Source organism: Micromonospora sp. WMMC264, assembly GCF_027497275.1.
Taxonomy (GTDB): domain Bacteria; phylum Actinomycetota; class Actinomycetes; order Mycobacteriales; family Micromonosporaceae; genus Micromonospora; species Micromonospora chalcea.
In genome coordinates this window covers 2,962,981-2,982,446 of record NZ_CP114907.1, presented here as the reverse complement: position 1 = coordinate 2,982,446, position 19,466 = coordinate 2,962,981, and the positions used below count along the sequence as shown (strand labels likewise).

The 19,466-nt window shown below is 74.8% G+C and carries 19 protein-coding genes; 14 read left to right on the top strand and 5 right to left on the bottom strand.

What is annotated here, in order from left to right; translation table 11 throughout:
- Positions 1 to 45: 45 nt before the first annotated feature.
- From O7542_RS12890 to O7542_RS12865, 6 genes are all read left to right on the top strand, one after another.
- On the top strand, positions 46 to 1,056 hold the full coding sequence (locus O7542_RS12890; protein WP_043324769.1) for a 3-oxoacyl-[acyl-carrier-protein] synthase III C-terminal domain-containing protein: 1,011 nt from the start codon (positions 46 to 48) through the stop codon (positions 1,054 to 1,056).
- Complete coding sequence (locus O7542_RS12885; RefSeq protein WP_223201113.1) at positions 1,053 to 1,292, top strand: acyl carrier protein; 240 nt, start codon at positions 1,053 to 1,055, stop codon at positions 1,290 to 1,292. Before O7542_RS12890 ends, O7542_RS12885 begins: the two co-directional genes overlap by 4 nt.
- A complete protein-coding gene (locus tag O7542_RS12880) occupies positions 1,289 to 2,191 on the top strand; it encodes a thiamine pyrophosphate-dependent dehydrogenase E1 component subunit alpha (RefSeq protein ID WP_043324767.1) in 903 nt (300 codons plus the stop codon). The genes O7542_RS12885 and O7542_RS12880 overlap by 4 nt, the downstream gene beginning before the upstream one ends.
- Positions 2,188 to 4,332 carry a 2-oxo acid dehydrogenase subunit E2 gene (locus tag O7542_RS12875; RefSeq protein WP_043324766.1) on the top strand — a complete coding sequence of 715 codons (2,145 nt, stop codon included), beginning with the start codon at positions 2,188 to 2,190 and terminating at the stop codon, positions 4,330 to 4,332. Before O7542_RS12880 ends, O7542_RS12875 begins: the two co-directional genes overlap by 4 nt.
- Positions 4,333 to 4,596: 264 nt before the next feature.
- A complete protein-coding gene (locus O7542_RS12870) occupies positions 4,597 to 5,820 on the top strand; it encodes a multidrug effflux MFS transporter (RefSeq protein ID WP_043324765.1) in 1,224 nt (407 codons plus the stop codon).
- A 46-nt stretch (positions 5,821 to 5,866) separates the two neighbouring features.
- Entirely contained in the window at positions 5,867 to 6,415 is a 549-nt protein-coding gene (locus O7542_RS12865) for an adenylate kinase (protein WP_043324764.1), read from the top strand.
- Here the strand turns inward: O7542_RS12865 and O7542_RS12860 are convergent, their stop codons facing one another.
- From O7542_RS12860 to O7542_RS12850, 3 genes are read right to left on the bottom strand one after another with little or no spacing between them, the layout of a single operon-like run.
- Complete coding sequence (locus O7542_RS12860) at positions 6,416 to 7,363, bottom strand: acyltransferase domain-containing protein (protein ID WP_043324763.1); 948 nt, start codon at positions 7,361 to 7,363, stop codon at positions 6,416 to 6,418.
- Positions 7,364 to 7,411: 48 nt separating this feature from the next.
- Positions 7,412 to 7,726 (bottom strand): TraR/DksA family transcriptional regulator, encoded by a 315-nt coding sequence (locus O7542_RS12855; protein WP_030501973.1) that lies wholly within the window; start codon positions 7,724 to 7,726, stop codon positions 7,412 to 7,414.
- A 2-nt stretch (positions 7,727 to 7,728) separates the two neighbouring features.
- Positions 7,729 to 8,568, bottom strand: a complete 840-nt coding sequence (locus tag O7542_RS12850) for a rod shape-determining protein (protein WP_043324762.1) — start codon at positions 8,566 to 8,568, stop codon at positions 7,729 to 7,731.
- A gap of 362 nt (positions 8,569 to 8,930) precedes the next feature.
- On the opposite strand from O7542_RS12850, the gene O7542_RS12845 reads away from it, so the two are divergent.
- On the top strand, positions 8,931 to 9,161 hold the full coding sequence (locus O7542_RS12845; protein WP_043324761.1) for a hypothetical protein: 231 nt from the start codon (positions 8,931 to 8,933) through the stop codon (positions 9,159 to 9,161).
- A gap of 26 nt (positions 9,162 to 9,187) precedes the next feature.
- Here the strand turns inward: O7542_RS12845 and O7542_RS12840 are convergent, their stop codons facing one another.
- Positions 9,188 to 10,408, bottom strand: coding sequence for a helix-turn-helix domain-containing protein (locus tag O7542_RS12840; RefSeq protein ID WP_064446529.1), 1,221 nt, complete (start codon positions 10,406 to 10,408; stop codon positions 9,188 to 9,190).
- Positions 10,409 to 10,532: 124 nt separating this feature from the next.
- On the bottom strand, positions 10,533 to 11,534 hold the full coding sequence (locus O7542_RS12835; RefSeq protein ID WP_281606466.1) for a SpoIIE family protein phosphatase: 1,002 nt from the start codon (positions 11,532 to 11,534) through the stop codon (positions 10,533 to 10,535).
- A gap of 178 nt (positions 11,535 to 11,712) precedes the next feature.
- Here O7542_RS12835 and O7542_RS12830 point away from each other — a divergent pair, with 178 nt between their 5' ends.
- Genes O7542_RS12830 through O7542_RS12800 form a run of 7 tightly spaced genes read left to right on the top strand, consistent with a single transcriptional unit; the run spans position 11,713 to position 19,457 of the window.
- Positions 11,713 to 14,547 carry a Na+/H+ antiporter subunit A gene (locus tag O7542_RS12830; RefSeq protein ID WP_043324759.1) on the top strand — a complete coding sequence of 945 codons (2,835 nt, stop codon included), beginning with the start codon at positions 11,713 to 11,715 and terminating at the stop codon, positions 14,545 to 14,547.
- Positions 14,544 to 15,011, top strand: coding sequence for a Na(+)/H(+) antiporter subunit C (locus O7542_RS12825; RefSeq protein WP_043324758.1), 468 nt, complete (start codon positions 14,544 to 14,546; stop codon positions 15,009 to 15,011). Before O7542_RS12830 ends, O7542_RS12825 begins: the two co-directional genes overlap by 4 nt.
- On the top strand, positions 15,008 to 16,579 hold the full coding sequence (locus tag O7542_RS12820) for a Na+/H+ antiporter subunit D (RefSeq protein ID WP_113974305.1): 1,572 nt from the start codon (positions 15,008 to 15,010) through the stop codon (positions 16,577 to 16,579). Before O7542_RS12825 ends, O7542_RS12820 begins: the two co-directional genes overlap by 4 nt.
- A complete protein-coding gene (locus O7542_RS12815; RefSeq protein ID WP_064446268.1) occupies positions 16,576 to 17,178 on the top strand; it encodes a Na+/H+ antiporter subunit E in 603 nt (200 codons plus the stop codon). Before O7542_RS12820 ends, O7542_RS12815 begins: the two co-directional genes overlap by 4 nt.
- Positions 17,175 to 17,438: a monovalent cation/H+ antiporter complex subunit F gene (locus O7542_RS12810; RefSeq protein ID WP_043324755.1), complete on the top strand. Its 264-nt coding sequence runs from the start codon at positions 17,175 to 17,177 to the stop codon at positions 17,436 to 17,438. Before O7542_RS12815 ends, O7542_RS12810 begins: the two co-directional genes overlap by 4 nt.
- On the top strand, positions 17,435 to 17,833 hold the full coding sequence (gene mnhG / locus O7542_RS12805) for a monovalent cation/H(+) antiporter subunit G (RefSeq protein WP_281606286.1): 399 nt from the start codon (positions 17,435 to 17,437) through the stop codon (positions 17,831 to 17,833). Before O7542_RS12810 ends, mnhG begins: the two co-directional genes overlap by 4 nt.
- 31 nt (positions 17,834 to 17,864) lie before the next feature.
- Positions 17,865 to 19,457 carry an amidohydrolase gene (locus O7542_RS12800; protein WP_281606285.1) on the top strand — a complete coding sequence of 531 codons (1,593 nt, stop codon included), beginning with the start codon at positions 17,865 to 17,867 and terminating at the stop codon, positions 19,455 to 19,457.
- Positions 19,458 to 19,466 lie beyond the last annotated feature (9 nt).

The window sequence follows — 19,466 nt, the reverse complement described above, 5'->3', positions numbered from 1 at the left end:
GGGGGAATGGTAAGCAGCGGCGGATCTGCGGCGGGACGGTCGAGCATGAGCTTCGGGCTGGTGTCCTTCGGTGAGGCGCTCGGCGACCCGGCGCCCGTCGCCGACGTGGTGGCGCAGTACACCGACGACGTCAACCGCGTCCTCGGCTACGGCTACCGGCGGGTGCACCGCGCCGCGCCGGACGTCGGCCTGACCGACCTCGCCGAGCGGGCCGCCCGCCGCGCCTTGGACGCCGCCACGCTGCCCGCCGCGCGGGTGGACCTGCTGGTGCTCGCCGTCACCGACCTCACCGAACACCTCTACTGGGACGCCGCCGCCGACCTGGCGTACCGGCTCGGCGCGGCCGGCGCCGAAGCGGTGCTGCTCACCCAGGCGTGCACCACCGGCGTGCTCAGCCTCGACACCGTCGCCGGCAAGTTCGCCACCCACCCGGAGTACGACACCGCGCTCGTGATCGCGGCCAACCGGACCTGCGAGGCGTACTGGAACCGGATGGAGACCCAGCCGATGGTGTTCTCCGACGGCGCCGTGGCCACAGTGGCCCGGCGCGGGCACCCCCGGCTGCGCTGGCAGGTCACCGAGGCCGCCACCGACGGCCGCTACGCCGGGTTCTACCGGCTCGACGGCGGTGGCGCCGCGGCGCCGTTCGCACCCGGCGCCGAGCCGCCGGCCGCCCGCGACGTGTGGCACGTGATGGAGTTCTTCGACTACGACCCCGAGCAGTTCGCGCAGTACGCCCGCCACCTCGACGAGCGGATGGTGCGGGTCACCGAACGCGCCTGCGAGCGGGCCGGCGTCACCGTCGCCGACCTGGCGCGGCTGATCCTGGTCGCCGACAACGAACGCGCCATGACGTCGCTCGCCGAGGCCCACAAGGTGCCGCCGGAGCGGACCAACCGGGCACTGGCGGCCGAGTACGGGCATCTCGGCGCGGCTGACCAACTGTTCGGGCTGAGCCGCCTGCTCGACGCCGGTGAGCTGCACGAGGGCGACCGGGTCGCGTTGATCTCGTTGGGCCGGGGCACCCACTGGGCCTGTACGATCATCGAGGTATGAGCATGTCCAGCCGGCTGGTGCGGCTCGTCGCCGACGTGCTGGAACTGCCCGTCGACCAGGTCGACGCGCAGACCGGCCCCGCGACCACCGCCGCGTGGGTGAGCCTGCGTCACCTCCAGATCGTCGTGGCCGTCGAGGACGCGTACCGGATCTCGCTGACGCCCCGGGAGATCCGGACCGTGCGGTCGGTGGGCGACCTGCGCGCGCTGCTCGCCCAGCGGGGCGTGCCGGAGTGAGCGCCGCGCCGGCCCCGCTCGACGACGCCGACCTCGACGCGGGGCTGCTCATCCGCCGCTTCGAGGAGCACCTGCTGCGCCTGTACGCCGACGGTCACCTCGCCGGCACCACGCACACCTGCCTCGGCCAGGAGTACGTCCCGGTCGCGCTGGCCCCGCTGCTGACCGGGGACTTCGTGTTCAGCAACCACCGCGGCCACGGGCACTACCTGGCGCACTGCGGCGACCCGGAGGGCCTGCTGGCGGAACTGCTCGGCCGCGACGGCGGGGTGTGCCACGGGTACGGCGGCAGCCAGCACCTGCGCCGGGACCGGTTCCTGTCCACCGGCGTGCAGGGGGAGAGCCTGCCCGCCGCTGTCGGCGTGGGACTGCACCTCAACCGCACCGGGCAGGACGCGATCGTGGTGGCGTACATCGGCGACGGGACCTGGGGCGAGGGTGCTGTCTACGAGGCGCTGAACATGGCCGCGCTGTGGCGGGTGCCGCTGCTCGTCGTGGTCGAGCACAACCGGATCGCCCAGTCCACCCCGACCACCGCGCAGCTCGCCGGCACCATCGCGGGCCGGGTCGCCGGGTTCGGCATCACCGTCAGCGAGTCCGGCTCGTTCGACCTCACCGAGGTACGCGCCGCCGCCGCGCCGCACGTCGAGCGGGTCCGCGCCACCCGGACGCCGCACGTGCTCGTGCAGCACACGGTCCGGCTCGGCCCGCACAGCAAGGGCGACGACACCCGGCCCGCCGACGAACTCGACCGGCTGCGCCGCCTCGACTGGCTCCAGCGGTACGCCGAGGCGTACCCGGAGCGGTTCGCGGCCGCCGACGCGCGGGCCCGGCAGCGGGTCGCGGAGGTCTCGGCCGAGGTGCTGGCCCGGCCGCTCGCGCGTGGAGCGGCGGCGTGACGCGCGCGGAACGGGTGAGCCGCAACCTCAACCGTGCCCTGCACGCGCTGTTCGCCGCCGACGAGCGGGCCTGGCTGCTGGGGGAGGACGTCGCCGACCCGTACGGCGGGGCGTTCAAGGTGACCCAGGGCCTCGCCACCGCCTACCCCGACCGGGTGCTGTCGACGCCGCTGAGCGAGAACGGCATCACCGGCGTCGCGGGTGGCCTGGCGCTGTGCGGCGACACAGTGATCGTCGAGATCATGTTCGGGGACTTCGCCGGTCTCGCCTTCGACCCGATCCTCAACCTGATCACCAAGTCCGTCGCCATGTACGGCGAGCGCACCCCGATGCGGGTGGTGATCCGCTGCCCGGTCGGCGGCGGGCGCGGCTACGGCGCGACGCACAGCCAGAGCCCGCAGAAACACTTCATCGGCATCCCGCACCTCGCGCTGTACGAGCTGTCCCCGCTGCACGACGCGGCCGACGTGCTGGCCGCCGCGCTGCGCCGCGACGAACCGGCGATGCTGTTCGAGGACAAGATCCTCTACACCCAGCGGCGGTACGTGGACGGCCGCGTCGACGACCGCCTCGCCTTCGAGTCGCGCGGCGCGGACGGCAACTGGGCCCGCGTCCACGACCCGGACGCCACCGGCGCGCCGACGCTCGTCATCGCGCCGGGCGGGGTCGCCAACCGGGCGATCGCCGCCGCCACTCGGGCCGCCGAGCGGGGACGTACGGTCGAGGTGCTGGTCCCGGCACGGCTCTACCCGGTGGACGTGGACGGCCTGCGCGACCTGCTCGCCGGCGCGCACGGCGTGATCGTCGCCGAGGAGAGCACCGCGGGCGGCACGTGGGGGAGCGAGGTCGCGGCCCGCCTGCACGCCGAGGCGTGGCCGCTGCTGCGCGGCCCGGTCGAGCTGGTCAGCTCCGCCGACCGGGTCATCCCGTCCGCGCCGCACCTGGAACAGGCGGTGCTGCTCGGCACCGACGCGATCCTGGACCGGATCATGCGCCTGCCCGCCGCGCCGGTGGCGACCGGCTACCGGGGCGGACCGGCTGACGCCCCGGCGACTCCGGCCGGCGTGTCTCCGGGCGTGCCCGGCGCGGTTCCGGTTCCGCGCACCGACCCGTCACCCGTCGATCCGCCGCCCTCCGCTCCGACGACGGCGGCGCAGGCGGGCGTCCCGGTGGACGTACCGCGGCTCAACCCCAACGACGACAGCTACGTGCTGCTGGAATGGCTGGTCGCGGACGGCGCCACGGTGGAGGCCGGCGAGCCGGTCGCGGCGGTCGAGACGTCCAAGGCGATCGAGGAACTCGCGGCGACGCGGGCCGGCGTGCTGCGTCAGGACGTGGCAGCCGGCGCCGACTGCGCCCCGGGCGCTCCCATCGGCCGGATCCTGCCCGAGTCGGCCGTGCCCGCCCCGCCAGAGCCGCTGGGCTCGCCCGCTGCGGCGTACCCGGAGCAGGTGGAGGCCGTGGGGACGCGGACGGCGACGCCGGGACGGCCGCTGCCACCGGCGCAGCGCCGCATCGCCGACGTGGTGTCCACCTCGCACCGGGAGATCCCGGTGGCCTTCACCGCCGTGCGCGTCGACGTGACGGCAGCGCTCGCCTATGCCCGCCGCGCCGCCGACGAGACCGGCGCCACGGTCGGCCTGACCGAGGTCGTCATCGCCGCCGTGGCCGCGCTGCACGAGCGGTTCGGTGCCCTCTACGCCCGGCTCACCGGCGACGGGCTGGTGGTCGACGCGGAAGCGCCGTCGATCGGGCTCACCGTGGACGTCGGCACCGGACTGTTCCTGCCGGTGATCCGCGACGCGGCCGGACTGGACCTCGGCGACCTCGCTGACGCCGTGGTCGCGCTGCGGATGAAGGCGCTGCGCGGCCGGCTCCGCGAGGAGGACATGGCCGGCATGAACTTCCTGGTCGCGCTCAACGACACACCCGGCGTCACGGTGTCCCGGCCGATCATCCCGCCCGGCGTCACCTGCGCCCTCTCGGTGCCGGACGTGCACCGCGAGGTCGTGCTCGACGGCGACGGCGGGGTACGCGAGCGGGCGGTGGCGGACCTGGGGCTGGCGTACGACCACCGGCTCGTGAACGGGGCGCAGGCCGGGGCGTACCTGGCCGCGCTCGGCGAGGTGCTGCAACGCTGACCGGCACCCCGGATCGGCCGCCGTGCGGTCGTCGCAGCCGCTTCGTCCCCGTCCGGCGCCGGCAGCGACGTCGGCCCCGGCGGCGTGCCGCACCGGTGGGCAGGCGCGTGACCTGCGTTACCTCTCGCCGAGACGGGAATGTGATCACCGGGGGCGCATTTGACTCACTGTGTGAGTGCCGCACCCTCCCGCGCCCGGTCGCACGACCGGGCCGGGACGCCCCAGACGACCGATGCCACCCCGACGCCCACCCCGGGTGACCTGATGAGCCGCAGCCAGCGCCTGAGGCTCGTGCTCGTCCTCGGCTCGCTGATCGCCGTGGGTCCGCTGACCATCGACATGTACCTGCCCGCGCTGCCCGCGATCGTGGCGGACTTCGCGACCACGTCGGCGGCGGTGCAGTTGACGCTCACCGGGACGCTCGCCGGGCTCGCCGTCGGCCAGTTGCTGATCGGGCCGCTGTCGGACGCGGTCGGGCGGCGCCGTCCGCTGATCGCCGGTCTGCTGCTGCACATCGTGGCGTCGGCGCTGTGCGTCGTCGCCCCGAACGTCGCCGTCCTGGGCGTCCTGCGGGTCGTGCAGGGCCTCGGCGTCGCCGCGACCGCAGTGGTCGCGATGGCGGTGGTGCGCGACCTGTTCAGCGGGTCGGCGTTCGCCACCATGCTGTCCCGGCTGCTGCTGGTGATGGGCGCGGCGCCGGTCCTCGCCCCGACGCTCGGCGGTGGTGTGCTGCGGTGGACGGACTGGCGTGGCGTGTTCGTGGTCCTGGCCGTCTTCGGGGTGCTGCTCGTCGTGCTGGCCACGCTCGCGCTGCCGGAGACGCTGCCGCCCGCGCGCCGCCAGCGCGGCGGAGTCGTGGCGACAGTGATGAACTACGGCGGGCTGCTGCGCGACCGCGTCTTCGTCGGCCTGGTCCTGGTGGCCGGCCTGGCCATGGCGGCGCTGTTCGCGTACGTGGCCGGCTCGTCGTTCGTCCTCCAGGACGGGTACGGCCTCAACGAGCAGGAGTTCGGGCTGGCGTTCGGGGCGGGCGCGGTGGGCCTGATCGGCGCGACCCAGTACAACGTGCGGCTGCTGCGCCGCTACTCCTCCCAGTGGATCCTGGTGGCCTCGCTGGCGGGGGGCACGGTGGCCGGGCTGGCGCTGCTGGTGTTCGCCGCGACCGGCTTCGGCGGGCTGCCCGCGCTGCTGGTGTCGCTGTGGTTGGTGCTGGCGGCGGCGGGTCTGGCCATGCCGAACGCCCCGGCGCTGGCCCTGTCCCGCCACGGCGAGGCGGCCGGCACCGCGTCCGCCCTGCTGGGCGCGGTGCAGTTCGGCGTGGGCGCGGTGGCGGCGCCGCTGGTGGGCGTGCTCGGCACCGGCGCGGTGGCGATGGCGCTGGTGGTGGCCGGCGGGATGGTGGCGGCGCTGGCGGTGCTGCTGGTCGTGGTGCGGCCGTCGCAGCTCGCCGGCCTGGAGGCGGATCCGGCGGTCGCGGTCGCGCACTGACGGACCGTCCGGCGCGCGGGATGCGGGCAGCGCCTACGCTGCTGCCATGACCGCCCCGGCCCGCATCCTGGTCGAGGGGATCCACGGGTCCGGCAAGTCGACGCTGGCCGCGCTGCTGGCGCAGCGCTACCGCCTGCCCTGGTATCCGGTGGACGATCTGCTCTGGGAGCCGGGCTGGGTGGAGGTGCCGGTCGCCGAGCAGCGACGGCGGATCGCGGAGATCTGCCGACGTGACCGCTGGATCCTCGACGGCGCCTACCACGGCTGGCGGGACGTGGTGCTCGGCCGCGCCGACCTGGTGATCGGCCTGGACTACCCGCGCGGGGTCTCGTTCCGGCGGCTGCTGCGGCGTACGCGGCAGCGGCTGGCCAGCGGCGAGGAGATCTGCAACGGCAACCGGGAGTCGTGGGGAAGCGTGCTGTCCCTCGACTCGGTGCTGGTGTGGCACGTGACCGGGTTCGGCCGGGCGCGCCGGCGCCTGCGGGCCTGGGCGGCCGACCCGGCCGGACCGCCGGTGCTGCTGTTCACCGACCCGGCCGCCCTCGACGACTGGCTGGCGCGCGGCAGCCGGGTGCCGGACCGGCGCGGGACGTGACTACATCGGAAAACGGCCGCGACGCCACTGCCAGTGGCGGCCGGCCCGCAGGTGGTCGATGACCGCGCGCTGGAGGACGGTGCGGCGGGGCAGCCGGTCCAGCGGCGTGTTCAGGCTGCGGAAGACGAAGCGCAGCACCTCGACGTCGCCGTCCAGCCCGTCCATCTGCTGGTAGGGCTCCAGCGTGAACCGCCGCTGGAACCGGACGATGTTGGAGTCCGCCGGCAGGTATTCGCTCAGTTGTGGGTCGAGCAGCCAGGAGCCACAGGAGAAGGCGGTGTAGCTCTCGTCGGGGAAGTGGCGCGGGAAGAACGCCCGGGCCCGGTCCAGCGACGCGTCGACCGCCGCCGGGGTCAGCGGCCCCGAGTCGGGGATGTGCAGGTCGAGGGCGCCGGTGTCGCCGCGCTGGTGCTGCAGGCGGCCCAGCTCGTAGAGGCCGCCGCGCGCGTGCAGCGTCAGCCATGCCTGCATGACCGGCCAGCCCTCACCGTGCATCCGCCGGTCGACGGCGAGGTTGTTGCCCAGGTCGGCGAGCGTCGCCCAGGAAACCTCGTCGGGCACGCCGTGGTCGGCGTGGTACGCCCGGACGACGTTGACCAGTGCCAGGTACGCGTAGGCGTAGAGGTGCCGCCAGGCCGGTCCCCGGTCGCGGGGCAGCGCCGGGCCCGGCGGCAGCCAGGCGAAGCCGCCGAGGTCGGCCCGGACCAGGGCGATCGAGCGGTCGAGCAGCCAGCGCAGCTCCGGGGTCCACAGTGGGGACTCCGGGTCCGGCCAGCCCGCCATGATCTCGGCGGCGTCGTCGGGGCGCACCGCGAGCCGCCGCAGCAGCGCGGGCGCGTCCGCCCGGGCGGGCAGCGGCGCGGAAGGCCGGTCGCCGGCGAGCCGGCGCACCCGGTCGATCTCCTCGGCGGGCACGCCGAGCCGGCCGGCGACGTCGTCCACGTCCATGGGGACGACGCTACCGGCCGGCGCGCGCGCCGACAGCCCCGTGCGGCGTCAGCGCCGTTGCTGACACGGCACGCAGAAGCGGGCCGCGGGCCGGATCTCCAGGCGGGCGGTCGGGATGTCCTGGCCACAGCGCTCGCAGACGCCGTACGTGCCGTCGGACATGCGCTTGAGCGCCTGGGCGGTGTCCGCGACGCCCTGGCGCGCGGCCTCGATCAGCCGGCGCAGGGTGTCCGGGTCGTGACCGCCGTGGTCGGGCTGCCGCGTGTGCAGCGTCAGCTCGGTGAGCTGGTCGGTGTACTCGTTGAACTGCCGGTCCAGCAGTTCCCGCAGGGTGTCCGTGCGGTCGTTCAGGGCGTGCGTCATGATCAGGCGCTCCTTTCCGGGCGGCGCTGGGTGTCGTGCGGGTGGCGCAGGGCCGAGACAGCGGCCATGCCGGCGCCGGTCAGGGCGGCGGTCCGGGGTGAGGCGGCGCGGTGGACGGCGGCGCCGAGCCTCGCGACCAGGCGCGCGGTCACGTCCGGCCGGGTCGCGCCGTCGCCGATGACGATCGCGCCGCGGGCCAGGGCGGTGCGGACCAGGGGCCGCAGCGCCGGGTCCTGCCGCAGCTCACGGACCAGCCGGGCGGCGGCGTCGGCGAGCATGCCGGCGGTCGTCGCGTGGTTCAGGTCGCGGGTGCCGACCTCGGCGCGGCGGGCGGCGACGACCCGGCCGTCCTCCAGCAGCGCCACCTCGGTGAGCTGCGCGCCGATGTCGGCGAGCAGCAGGGTGCCGGCGGCGGCGCCGGCGCCGATGGCGCCCGCCCGGACGCTGTCGAGGAACAGCAGCCGGGACGGCGCGAGGACGGCGGCGAGCACGCGGCGCGTCGCCTCCTGCTCGGCCGGCGCGGCCAGCACCGGCCGGCAGGCGACCACGAGCGCGCCGACCGGCACCGACGCGCGGTGGTCACGCAGGATGCGTCGCAGCTCGGTGACGCAGGCCGGACCGTCCACGATCCGTCCGCGCCGCACGACCGGGCTGCGCAGGCCGTGACCGAGCGGGACGCTCAGCGTCCGGCCCGGACCCAGCCAGATCCGCAGCAGGCTGCTGCCGAGGTCCACGGCGATCGGCGCCGCGTCGGCGCCCACCGGCGGGCGGGTGGTGTGGGAGCGGCCGATCAGCAGACCGGTACGCGCCGGAGAACGGACGACGGTGACGGGATGCGGCATACCGACCTCTTTCGGATCAGGTGCCCAACCGGGCGGTGGACGGTGCGGGGGAGGGGCGTGGCCGGGGGCCGGGGCCGGATTCGCTCGACGGCGCCGGCGGCCGGGGCTCAGGCGCGCCGCGGGTCGCCGCTCGCGGACCGGGACGCGACGAAACCGGCGAACACCGGTGGTGAGGCCATCGACGTGCGGGTCATGGTCACCACCTCCTCGCTACTCGGGTACCGCCTCGGACCTCCAGCTTCGCCCGGAATGCGGCGCCCGGCATTGCGCACGACCGGCCAACAAAGGGCCGAATGATTGCCGGTCACTGGACAACCGGTCCGGGCACCCCCCGGAGCTATGGTTGACCCGAGGAGGTTGACGTGATCATCGAACGCACGATCCTCCCCGGCATCGGGGTCCGGCACACGCTGACCACCGACGAGGGCCGCCGCATCGGAGTGATCGACTACCAGACCGGCGGCCGGCGCGACATCGTCCACGACGACCCGGACGACCCGGACCGGATGGTGGCTCTCAGCCTCACCCGCGACGAGGCGTCGGCCCTGGCGAACCTGCTCGGCTTCCCGGAACTGGTGGCCGTTCCCGCCTGAGCGTCACGCCGGCAGCGGCCTGAGCGTCACGCCGGCAGCGGCTTGCGCGGCCAGTCCAGCGCCCGCGCGCCGAGGACGGCGGCGTGCAACGTGAACCGGTCCCGTGCGTCGGCGGGGTCGTACCCGCTCAGCGCCCGGACCCGGGCCAGCCGGTAGGTGACGGTGCGGACGGAGACGTGCAGCCGCCGGGCCGCCTCGGTGCTCACCTCGCCGCAGGCGAAGTACTCGTTCAGCGTGTCCAGCAGCGGCTCGGCGCCGCCGCGCGCCTGGGCCAGTGGCGTCAGCACCGCCCGGACGAGGTCCACCATGGCCGGCTGGTCGCGCAGCAGCACGCGGTAGATGAGCAGGTCGTGCGCGTCGATCACGGACGTCTCGGAGTGCAGCCGCCGCGCCGTGGTCAGCGCCTCCCGCGCCTCCTCGTAGGAGCGGGCGATGCCGTACACGCCGGGGTGCGGGCGGCCCACCGCCACCTGCCACGGCCGGCCCCGCACCAGGCGGTCCAGCTCGCCGTGCATCAGCGTGCCCAGGTTGCCGGCCGGCCCGCGGCCCCGGTCGGTGGCCACCGGGTCGGCCGGGGCGATCACCACGAGCAGCCCCTCCTTCGTGGCCACCAGCACGTCCCTGTCGCCCAGCCGGTCGAACACGGCCCGTTCCAGCGCGCTGATCGCCGCCTCCGTGTCCGGCAGGCGGCGACCGGGCGCGGCGAGCGCCACCTGGTGTACGCGGGCGAGGTCGAGCCCGAACGGCTCGGCCCGTTCCACCAGCCCGCCGAGGTCGGAGTCGCCGCGCAGCAGGTCGTCGACGAGTTCCCGGCGCAGCGACTCCTCCCGCCGGACCAGTTCCCGCCGGGCCACGGCGTAGCCCTCGGCGAGCGTGGCGACGGCGGTGTCGACCACCTGCAGCACGGCGTCGGCGGCGGCGCGCACCGCCTCGCTGTCGTCGGAGCGGTCCAGGTGCGGAAACTGCCGCCACACCCGCCGCGCCGCGGACAGGTAGAGGCGTACCGCGCGTCCGGCGGACACCCCCTGCTCGGCCGCGCGCCGGCCGAGGGCGCCCACCGCGTCGAGTTCGGCGCGGCGCGGACGGCGGCCGGTCACCGCCGCGTCGGTCAGCAGCCGCAGGTAGTCGCCGAGCAGTTCCACGGGTACGCCACCGGCGTCGGCGCTCGCCGCGCGGGCCACCTCGGCCAGCCACTGCTCGTCCTCGCCGCCCGCGGCCGGCGCCGGCCGGCGGACGTTGTCGGTCATCGCGGTCTCCCCGTGCCGGGCCGGCACCCGATGCCGGCCCACTGCGCCCAGCGTAGGCCGGGGGTCCGGCGCCGTCGGGCGCGACCGGCCCGCGCGGTCCGTCCGGGAGCGGGCGCGCCCGTTGTCATGCCCGCGACGGCGGGCCCGGGTCGACCACGAGCGCCGGACCGGTCCGCCGCCCACCCCGGGGGCCGCGGGTCAGGCGCCGCGCCGCCCCCGCCGGGTCGTCGTCGGCTGCCACCTGATCGAGTACGCGCACCCAGCGCTCGCCGTGCGCGTCGGCGACCGCGGCGGCGACCGCGGCGACCCGCCGGCCGGTGACCGGCGACGGCGTCGCGCCCCCGCCCGGTGACGCGGACCCGGCCCGGGCAGTGGACCCGGCCCGGGCAGTGGACCCGGCCGGTCGAGTGGACCCGAGCGCCGGACCGGCCGGCACTCCGGCGAGGGCGGCCCGGTCTGCGGCGACGGTGATCAGGTCGGGCGAGCCGCAGCGCGCCGCCTCCACCGCGCCGGACCGGTCCACACGCACGATCGTGGCGCGCAGGTGACCCGCCGGGGCGAGGTCGCGTACCGCCTGGTCGAGCACCCCGGCGAGGCGCTGCGGCGACGCTGCCGGCCGGGCGTGCCGGCGGAACGTCTGCTCGATCGCCCGCCGCCCGGCGGGCGTGTCCAGCGCGGCGCCGGTGACGGTGCCGACCAGGGCGAGAAGCCCGCCGCCGCGCAGCGGGACGGCGGCGCCGATCTCGCCGGGCGAGCCGCAGACCGCCAGCGCGGCGCTTCCCGGGCCGGCCGGCACGGTGAAGACCGCGACGTCCGTGGGCCCGGCGGCGCGCGTCACCGACGCGGTCCGGGTCCGTCGGCGGGCCCACGCCAGCAGGGGCACAGCGGTCAGGCTGAGCGTGGAGGCGAGCAGCGCCTGCGGGTCGCTGCGGTGGCCGGGGATCACCGGTACGAGGACCGACGCCACCACCAGCACGCCCGCCCACGCCGACACCAGTGCCGCCACCCGGGGCCGGGCCGAGACGCCGAGCAGGCCGGGCAGCAGCACCCAGCCGATCGGGGTGCCGACCTCGGCGACGCCCATCAGCACCGCGTTCCCGGTGGTGCCCGCCAGGGCGGCTCGCATCGGCAGCACGCCCACCACTCTATCCGGGCCCCCGCCGTACCGGCCGAGACCCAACCTCACTCCTTACCCTGTGCGGGACCCGGACGACACGACACGAGCGCGTGATTCTCTCGACATACCGTCGTGCCGCCTGGCCAGTTAGGGTTGACGTACCGAGCGTCGATCTTGAGGAGTGTGTGTGCTGGTTCTGGTGGCGGTCCATGCGCTCGCAGCCGTGATCGCCCCCGTGCTGGTACGCCTACTCGGTCGACGCGCTCTCTACGTCCTCGCCGCCGTTCCCGCCGCGGCGGGAGTCTGGGCACTGACCCGCACCGAGGAGGTCCGCGCGGGCCGGCCGGTCGTCGAGACGGTCACCTGGGTGCCGCAGCTCGGCCTCGACCTGGCGCTGCGGATGGGCACGCTGTCCTGGCTGCTGGTGCTGCTCGTCGGCGGCGTCGGCGCCCTCGTGCTCGTCTACAGCGCGCGCTACTTCCACTCCGACGACCCGAGCCTCGGCCGGTTCGCCGCGGTGTTCGTCGCGTTCGCCGGCGCGATGCTCGGCCTGGTGGTCTCCGACGACCTGCTGCTGCTGTACGTGTTCTGGGAACTGACCACGGTCTTCTCGTACCTGCTGATCGGCAGCGACCCCACCAAGCGGGCCAGCCGGCGCGCCGCGATGCAGGCGCTGCTCGTGACCACGCTGGGCGGCCTGGCGATGCTCGCCGGGTTCGTCATGCTCGGCCAGCACGCCGGCTCGTACCGGTGGTCCGAGATCGCCGGGAACCTGCCGGAGGGCGGATACCTCACCGCCGCGCTGGTGCTCGTCCTGCTCGGCGTGACGAGCAAGTCGGCGATCTTCCCGTTCAGCTTCTGGCTGCCGCGCGCGATGGCCGCGCCCACGCCGGTCAGCGCCTACCTGCACGCCGCCGCCATGGTCAAGGCGGGCGTGTTCCTGGCCGCGCTGATGGGCCCGGCGGTCGGCCAGGCCACCGTGTGGCGCGCCATCCTGCTCGGCGGCGGCCTGATCACGCTGTTCCTCGGCGGCTGGACGGCGCTGCGGCAGGTCGACCTCAAGCTGCTGCTGGCGTACGGCACGGTCAGCCAGCTCGGCCTGCTCATGGTGATCCTCGGGGCGGGCACCCGCGACACCGCGCTGGCCGGCGCCGCGATGCTGCTGGCGCACGCCCTGTTCAAAGCCACCCTCTTCCTCGTCGTCGGCGTCGTCGACCACGTCACCGGCACCCGGGACCTGCGCGAGCTGAGTGGGCTGGGCCGCCGTGCGCCGGTGCTCGCGGCGGTCGCCGGGCTCGCCGCCGCCTCCATGGCCGGGCTGCCGCCGCTGTTCGGCTTCGTGGCCAAAGAGGCAGCGCTGGAGGCGTTCCTGCACGGCGGGCCGGTCGAACTGCTGGTGCTCGCCGGGGTGGTGGCCGGTTCGGCGCTCACCGTCGCGTACACGTTGCGTTTCCTCTGGGGCGCGTTCGCCGCCAAGCCCGACGTGCCCGACACCCCTGTCGAACGGATCGAGCCGGCCTTCCTCGGCCCGGCGGCGGTGCTCGCCCTCGCCGGCCTCGTGGTCGGGATCGCCGCTCCGGCGGTGGACCGGGTGCTCGCCCCGTACGCCGACCAGTTCCCCACCGCCGATCCCGGCTACCACCTCGCGCTGTGGCACGGCCTGACGCCGGCGCTCGGCCTGTCGGCGCTGGCCGTCACCGGCGGCGTCGGGCTGTTCCTGTTGCTGCAGCGCCGCCGCCCGCGCCTGCTGCGGCTGCCCTTCGACGGCGCCACCGGATACGAGCGGCTGGCGAGCGCGGTCGACCGCGCGGCGGTGGAGCTCACCGGCGCCACCCAGCGCGGATCCCTGCCGTTCTACCTCGGCGTCATCCTGCTGGTGCTGGTGATCCTGCCGGGCGGGGCGGTGCTGGCCGGCCTGCCCTGGGCGCAGCGGTTCCAGCTCTGGGACACCCCGCTGCAGGCCGTCGCGGGAGCGGTGGTCGTGGTCGCCGCGCTGGTCGCCGCGCGCGCCCGCCGCCGGCTGACCGCCATGATCCTGGTCGGGGTGACCGGCTACGGCACGGCGCTGCTGTTCATCCTGCACGGCGCGCCGGACCTGGCGCTCACCCAGTTCCTGGTGGAGACCGTCACGATCGTGATGTTCGTGCTGGTGCTGCGCCGCCTGCCGCGCCGGTTCTCGGCCCGCCCGATCCGCGCCACCCGGCAGTTCCGCGTGGCGCTCGGCGTGGCCGTCGGCGTGGTCACCGCCGGCATGGCGTACGTCGCGGCGGGCAGCCGGGTGGCCACGCCGATCTCGGTCGGCTTCCCGGACGAGGCGGTCTCCTACGGCGGCGGCAAGAACGTCGTCAACGTGACGCTCGTCGACATCCGGGCCTGGGACACGATGGGCGAGATCGCGGTGCTGGTGGTGGCCGCCACCGGTGTGGCCAGCCTGATCTTCCGCGGCACCCGCGCCCTGGACCTGCGCAGCGGCATCCCCGGCGTCGGCCGGCAGCAGTCGTCGCGCCCGCGCTGGCTCACCAGCGGCGCGACGTCCCGGCAGCAGTCGGTGATCCTCCAGGTCGTCACCCGGCTGCTCTTCCACGCCATCCTGCTGTTCTCCATCTACCTGCTCTTCTCCGGCCACAACGCGCCGGGTGGCGGGTTCGCCGCCGGGCTGGTCGCCGGTCTCGGGCTCGCGGTGCGGTATCTGGCGGGCGGGCGTACCGAACTCAACGGCGCCGCACCGGTGGACGCCGGCTTCGTGCTCGGCGCGGGACTGTTCGTCGCGGTCGGCACCGGCGTCGCCGCGATGCTGCTGGGCGGCGAGTTCCTGCAGAGCGCGACGCTCGACTTCCACCTGCCGCTGCTGGGCCACGTCCACTTCGTCACCTCCGTCTTCTTCGACGTGGGCGTCTACCTCATCGTGGTCGGCCTGGTGCTGGACATCCTGCGCAGCCTGGGCGCCGAGATGGACCGCCAGGAGGAGGACGACGAGCAGGAGACCGAGCCGGCCGGCGTACGGGAAGAGGAGCTGGTATGAGCCCGAACATTCCCAACCTGGTCTACATCCTGGTGATCGGCGTCCTGTTCGCCACCGGGGTCACACTGCTGCTGGAACGCAGCCTCACCCGCGTCCTGATGGGGGTCATCCTGCTCGGCAACGGCGCGAACCTGCTGCTGCTCACCGGCGGCCGGGCCGGCGGCCCGCCGATCGTCGGCACCTCCGCCCAGGAGGACATGGCCGACCCGCTGCCGCAGGCCATGGTGCTGACCGCGATCGTGATCACGCTCGGCATGACCGCGTTCCTGCTCGCCCTGGCCTACCGCAGCTGGCACCTCAACGGCCACGACGAGGTGCAGGACGACGTCGAGGACCGCCGCATCATGGAACTGGCCGACCGGGACGAGGGCCCCGGCACCGCCGACGCCGACACCGCGGACGGCGGCCCCGCGGACGGCAGCCCCGAGGCTCGGGTCCTGGCCGAGGCGGAGGGCGGCCGATGACCTGGCTCGTCCCGCTGCCGGTGGTGATGCCGCTGCTCGGCGCGGCCCTCACGCTGCTGCTCGCCCGGCGGGCCCGCGCCCAGCGCTGGGTCAGCATCGTCGTGCTCGCCGCCACCGTCGCCGTGGCGGCACTGCTCCTGGTCCAGTCGTCGCTGGACGGCCCGCTCGTGGTCGAGGTGGGCGGCTGGGTCGCGCCGATGGGCATCGTGCTCGTCGCCGACCAGCTCGCCGCGTTGATGCTCGTGGTGTCCGCCTCGGTCACCCTGTGCGTGCTCGTCTACTCCATCGGGCAGGGCATGGCCGACGGCAACGAGGAGACGCCGCTGTCGGTCTACCACCCGACCTATCTCGTGCTGACCGCCGGCGTGTGCAACGCCTTCCTCTCCGGCGACCTGTTCAACCTCTACGTCGGCTTCGAGATCCTGCTGGTCGCCAGCTACGTGCTGCTGACGCTCGGCAGCACCGAGACGCGGATCCGGGCCGGCACCACGTACGTCGTGGTCAGCCTGCTCTCGTCGCTGATCTTCCTGGTGGCGATCGGCCTGGTCTACTCCGCCACCGGCACGCTGAACCTGGCCCAGCTCGCCGACCGCCTGGACGCGCTGCCCGACGACATGCGCCTGGTCCTGCAGGGCATGCTGCTGCTCGCGTTCGGGATCAAGGCGGCGGTGTTCCCGCTGTCGGCGTGGTTGCCGGACAGCTACCCGACCGCGCCCGCGCCGGTGACTGCGGTCTTCGCCGGCCTGCTCACCAAGGTCGGCGTGTACGCGATCATCCGGACCGAGACGCTGCTGTTCCCCGGCGGCCGCACCGCCGACCTGCTCATGGTGATAGCGGCACTGACCATGGTGGTCGGCATCCTCGGCGCGGTGGCGCAGTCGGACATCAAACGACTGCTGTCGTTCACGCTGGTCAGCCACATCGGCTACATGCTGTTCGGGGTCGGCCTGACCACCCCGCTCGGCCTGTCCGCGGCGATCTTCTACGTGGTGCACCACATCACCATCCAGACCACGCTGTTCCTCGCCGCCGGCCTGGTCGAACGACGCGGCGGCAGCACCGCGCTGGACCGGCTCGGCGGGCTGGCCCGGTTGTCACCGCTGCTGGCGTTGCTGTTCTTCGTACCGGCGCTCAACCTGGCCGGCATCCCACCGTTCTCCGGGTTCCTCGGCAAGCTCGGCCTCGTGCAGGCCGGGGTGGACGACGGCGGGTTCCTGGCCTGGGCGCTCGTCGCGGGCGGGCTGCTGACCAGCCTGCTCACCCTCTACGCCATCGCCCGGGTGTGGAACCTGGCGTTCTGGCGGGCGCCGCACCCGGACATGCCGGAGGCCGGCGACGCCGACCGGGCGGCCCGCACCGGCGGCGCCGAGCAGCCGCACGAGGGCGCCTCGCCGGCCGGGGCCGTGCTGCCCCGGCTGATGACGGTGCCGACCGCCGCCCTGGTGGTGCTCGGTCTGGCGCTGACAGTGGTGGCCGGGCCGCTGTTCGAGATCAGCACCGACGCCGCAGACGACCTGCTGCGCCGTGCCCCGTACGTGGAGGCCGTGTTCCCGGAGGGACCGCCGTGACCAGTCAGCCGAAAGCGCCGCTGACCCCCCGCGACCGCTGGCGCAACCGCGCGATCGCCGTGACCGGCCTGGTCACCGTCTGGGTGCTGCTGTGGGGCACCTTCAGCTGGGCGAACGTGATAAGCGGACTGGTGGTCGCCGCCGTGTTGCTCGTGGTCTTCCCGCTGCCCCCGGTGACCTTCGCCGGCCGGATCCGGCCGGTGCCGCTGCTGAGATTCCTGGCCCGCTTCCTGCGCGACCTGGTGGTCGCGTCGGTCCAGATCGCCTGGCTGGCCGTCCGGTCCAGACACCCGCACTCGGCGATCATCGCGGTGCCGCTGCGGGTGAACACCGACCTCAACCTCACCCTCAACGCCGAAGCCCTGTCGCTGGTGCCGGGCAGCCTGATCCTGGAGGCCGACCGGCGTACCGGCACCCTCTACGTGCACGTCATCGGCATCCGCAGCCTCGACGAGGTGGAGCGCTTCCGGCAGAGCGTGCTGGAACTGGAGGGGCGCATCGTCGCCGCCGTCGGCTCGGCCGAGGAACTGGACCTGATCCGTCGATCCGCACCCACCGGCCCGTCCGGGTCGGTCGAGCTGGAAGGAGCACCGACGTGACCGTCGTCGCCGTGATCGTCACCGCGCTGCTCGTCGCGGCCGGTGGGCTCACCCTCGTCCGCATCATCCGTGGGCCGTCGATCCTCGACCGGGCCGTCGCCACCGACGTGCTGCTCGCCGTCGCGGTCGCGGCCATCGCCACCGAGGCCGCGTACAGCCGGGACGCCACCGCGCTGCCGGTGCTCGTGGTCCTCGCCCTGGTCGGGTTCGTCGGCTCGGTGAGCGTCGCCCGCTTCGCGGCTCGGAGAAACCCGAAATGACGCTCGACACGATCCTGGACACCGTCGCCGGCATCTGCCTGATCGCGGGCGCCCTGCTCTGCCTGGCCGCCGGCATCGCGCTGATCCGCTTCCCGGACGTGCTGTCGCGGATGCACGCGGCGGCCAAGCCGCAGGTGCTCGGGCTGCTGCTGGTGCTGCTCGGCTGCGCGTTGCGGCTGCGTACCGGGGTGGACATCACCACGCTGGTCCTGGTGGGCCTGTTCCAGCTCGCCACCGCCCCGGTCGCCGCGCACATGGTGGGGCGGACCGCGTACCCGCACGACGACATCCGGCGGGACCTGCTGATCACCGACGAGTTGGCCGGCGACATCGACCGGATCCGGGCGGACCGGGCCGGCGAGCCGCAGGACACGTCGCCGGCCCGCACGTCCTGAGACTCCGCCCCAGCGTCGAGGCAGGGAGCCCATGAGCGGCACGGTCTACGAGAACGCCCGCATCCACACGCTCGACCCGGCCCGCCCGCGCGCCGAGGCGATGCTGGTCCGCGGCGAGCGGATCGTCGCCGTCGGCGACCTCGCCGAGTGCCGGGACCGGGCCGGCGGCGGCGCGCGCCGGATCGACCTCGGCGGGATGGCCGTGCTGCCCGGGCTGATCGACAGTCACATCCACGCCGCGTCCTACGTACGCGGGCTGGACCAGGTGGACCTGCGCGGCACGTCGAGCCTCGACGAGGCGCTGGCCCGGATCGCGCGGCACGCCGCCACGCTGCCGCCGTACGCCTGGCTGTTCGGTGGCGGGTGGGACAGCAACAGGTGGACCCGGCCGGTGCAGCCGACCCGTACCGACCTGGACCGGGTCTGCCCGGACCGCCCGGCCGCGCTGCCCAGCGTCGACGGCCACACCATCTGGGTGAACAGCGCCGCGCTGGCCCGCCTCGGCATCGACGCCGCCACCCCCGACCCGCCCGGCGGGCAGATCGCACGCGACGAGCACGGTGAGCCGACCGGCATCCTGCGCGAGGCGGCGGCCGACGCGGCGTACGCGGTGGTGCGCTCCCCGCACGCCGGTGACCTGGTCGCGCAGTTGCGCGCCCACCTGCCCCGGCTGCTCGCCGCCGGCCTGACCGGCATCCACGACCTGGACGGGCAGGACGCCCGCGCCGCCTACGAGACGCTGTACGCCCGGGGCGAGCTGCCGCTGCGGGTGCACAAGACGATCCCGGCCACGGCGCTGGACGAGGCGATCGACAGCGGCTGTGCCACCGGCGACGGGGACCGGTGGCTGAGCACCGGCCCGGTGAAGATCTTCACCGACGGCGCGCTCGGCTCGCACACCTGCCTGATGAGCGAGCCGTACGACGGCGAGCCCGGCAACCACGGCATCGCCGTCACCCCGGCCGAGGAGTTCGAGCGGCTGCTGGCCACCGCCGCCGGGGCCGGCATCGCGGTTGCGGCGCACGCCATCGGCGACGCGGCGAACCGGATGGTGCTGCGGGCGTACGCGCGCTGGCGCGATTCGGCCGGGCCCGGCCCGGCGGCGCGGCTGCGGCACCGGATCGAGCACACGCAGCACCTGCTGCCCGAGGACGTGCCGTTGCTCGCCCGCTCCGGGGTGATCGCCTCGATGCAGCCCACCCACTGCACCAGCGACATTCCGCTGACCAGCCGGATGCTCGCCGGCCGGGACCTCGCCTCGTACGCCTGGCGCAGCCTGCTCGACGCCGGGGCCGTCGTGGCGTTCGGGTCGGACGCCCCGGTGGAGGACCCCGACCCGTTCTTCGGCGTGCACGCCGCGGTGACCCGGCAGCAGCCCGACGGGACCCCGCCCGGCGGCGTCGACCCGCACGAGCGGCTCGACCTGGACACGGCGCTGCGCTGCTTCACCGGGGCCGGCGCGTACGCCTCCTACGAGGAGCACCTGAAGGGGCGGCTGCGCCCCGGCATGCTCGCCGACTTCATCGCGCTGCCCACCGACCCGTACCGGGTGGAGCCGGCGCGACTGCGGGACCTGACAGTGGCGCTGACCGCGGTCGGCGGCGTGGTGCGCTGGCAGCGCTGACCGTGTCCC

Bases quoted from the DNA above. Each gene is read 5' to 3' on its own strand.
- O7542_RS12890 (WP_043324769.1), top strand. From the start codon at position 46: ATGAGCTTCGGGCTGGTGTCCTTCGGTGAGGCGCTCGGCGACCCGGCG.
- O7542_RS12885 (WP_223201113.1), top strand. From the start codon at position 1,053: ATGAGCATGTCCAGCCGGCTGGTGCGGCTCGTCGCCGACGTGCTGGAA.
- O7542_RS12870 (WP_043324765.1), top strand. From the start codon at position 4,597: ATGAGCCGCAGCCAGCGCCTGAGGCTCGTGCTCGTCCTCGGCTCGCTG.
- O7542_RS12865 (WP_043324764.1), top strand. From the start codon at position 5,867: ATGACCGCCCCGGCCCGCATCCTGGTCGAGGGGATCCACGGGTCCGGC.
- O7542_RS12860 (WP_043324763.1), bottom strand. From the start codon at position 7,363: ATGGACGTGGACGACGTCGCCGGCCGGCTCGGCGTGCCCGCCGAGGAG.
- O7542_RS12855 (WP_030501973.1), bottom strand. From the start codon at position 7,726: ATGACGCACGCCCTGAACGACCGCACGGACACCCTGCGGGAACTGCTG.
- O7542_RS12850 (WP_043324762.1), bottom strand. From the start codon at position 8,568: ATGCCGCATCCCGTCACCGTCGTCCGTTCTCCGGCGCGTACCGGTCTG.
- O7542_RS12840 (WP_064446529.1), bottom strand. From the start codon at position 10,408: ATGACCGACAACGTCCGCCGGCCGGCGCCGGCCGCGGGCGGCGAGGAC.
- O7542_RS12835 (WP_281606466.1), bottom strand. From the start codon at position 11,534: ATGCGAGCCGCCCTGGCGGGCACCACCGGGAACGCGGTGCTGATGGGC.
- O7542_RS12825 (WP_043324758.1), top strand. From the start codon at position 14,544: ATGAGCCCGAACATTCCCAACCTGGTCTACATCCTGGTGATCGGCGTC.
- O7542_RS12820 (WP_113974305.1), top strand. From the start codon at position 15,008: ATGACCTGGCTCGTCCCGCTGCCGGTGGTGATGCCGCTGCTCGGCGCG.
- mnhG (WP_281606286.1), top strand. From the start codon at position 17,435: ATGACGCTCGACACGATCCTGGACACCGTCGCCGGCATCTGCCTGATC.
- O7542_RS12800 (WP_281606285.1), top strand. From the start codon at position 17,865: ATGAGCGGCACGGTCTACGAGAACGCCCGCATCCACACGCTCGACCCG.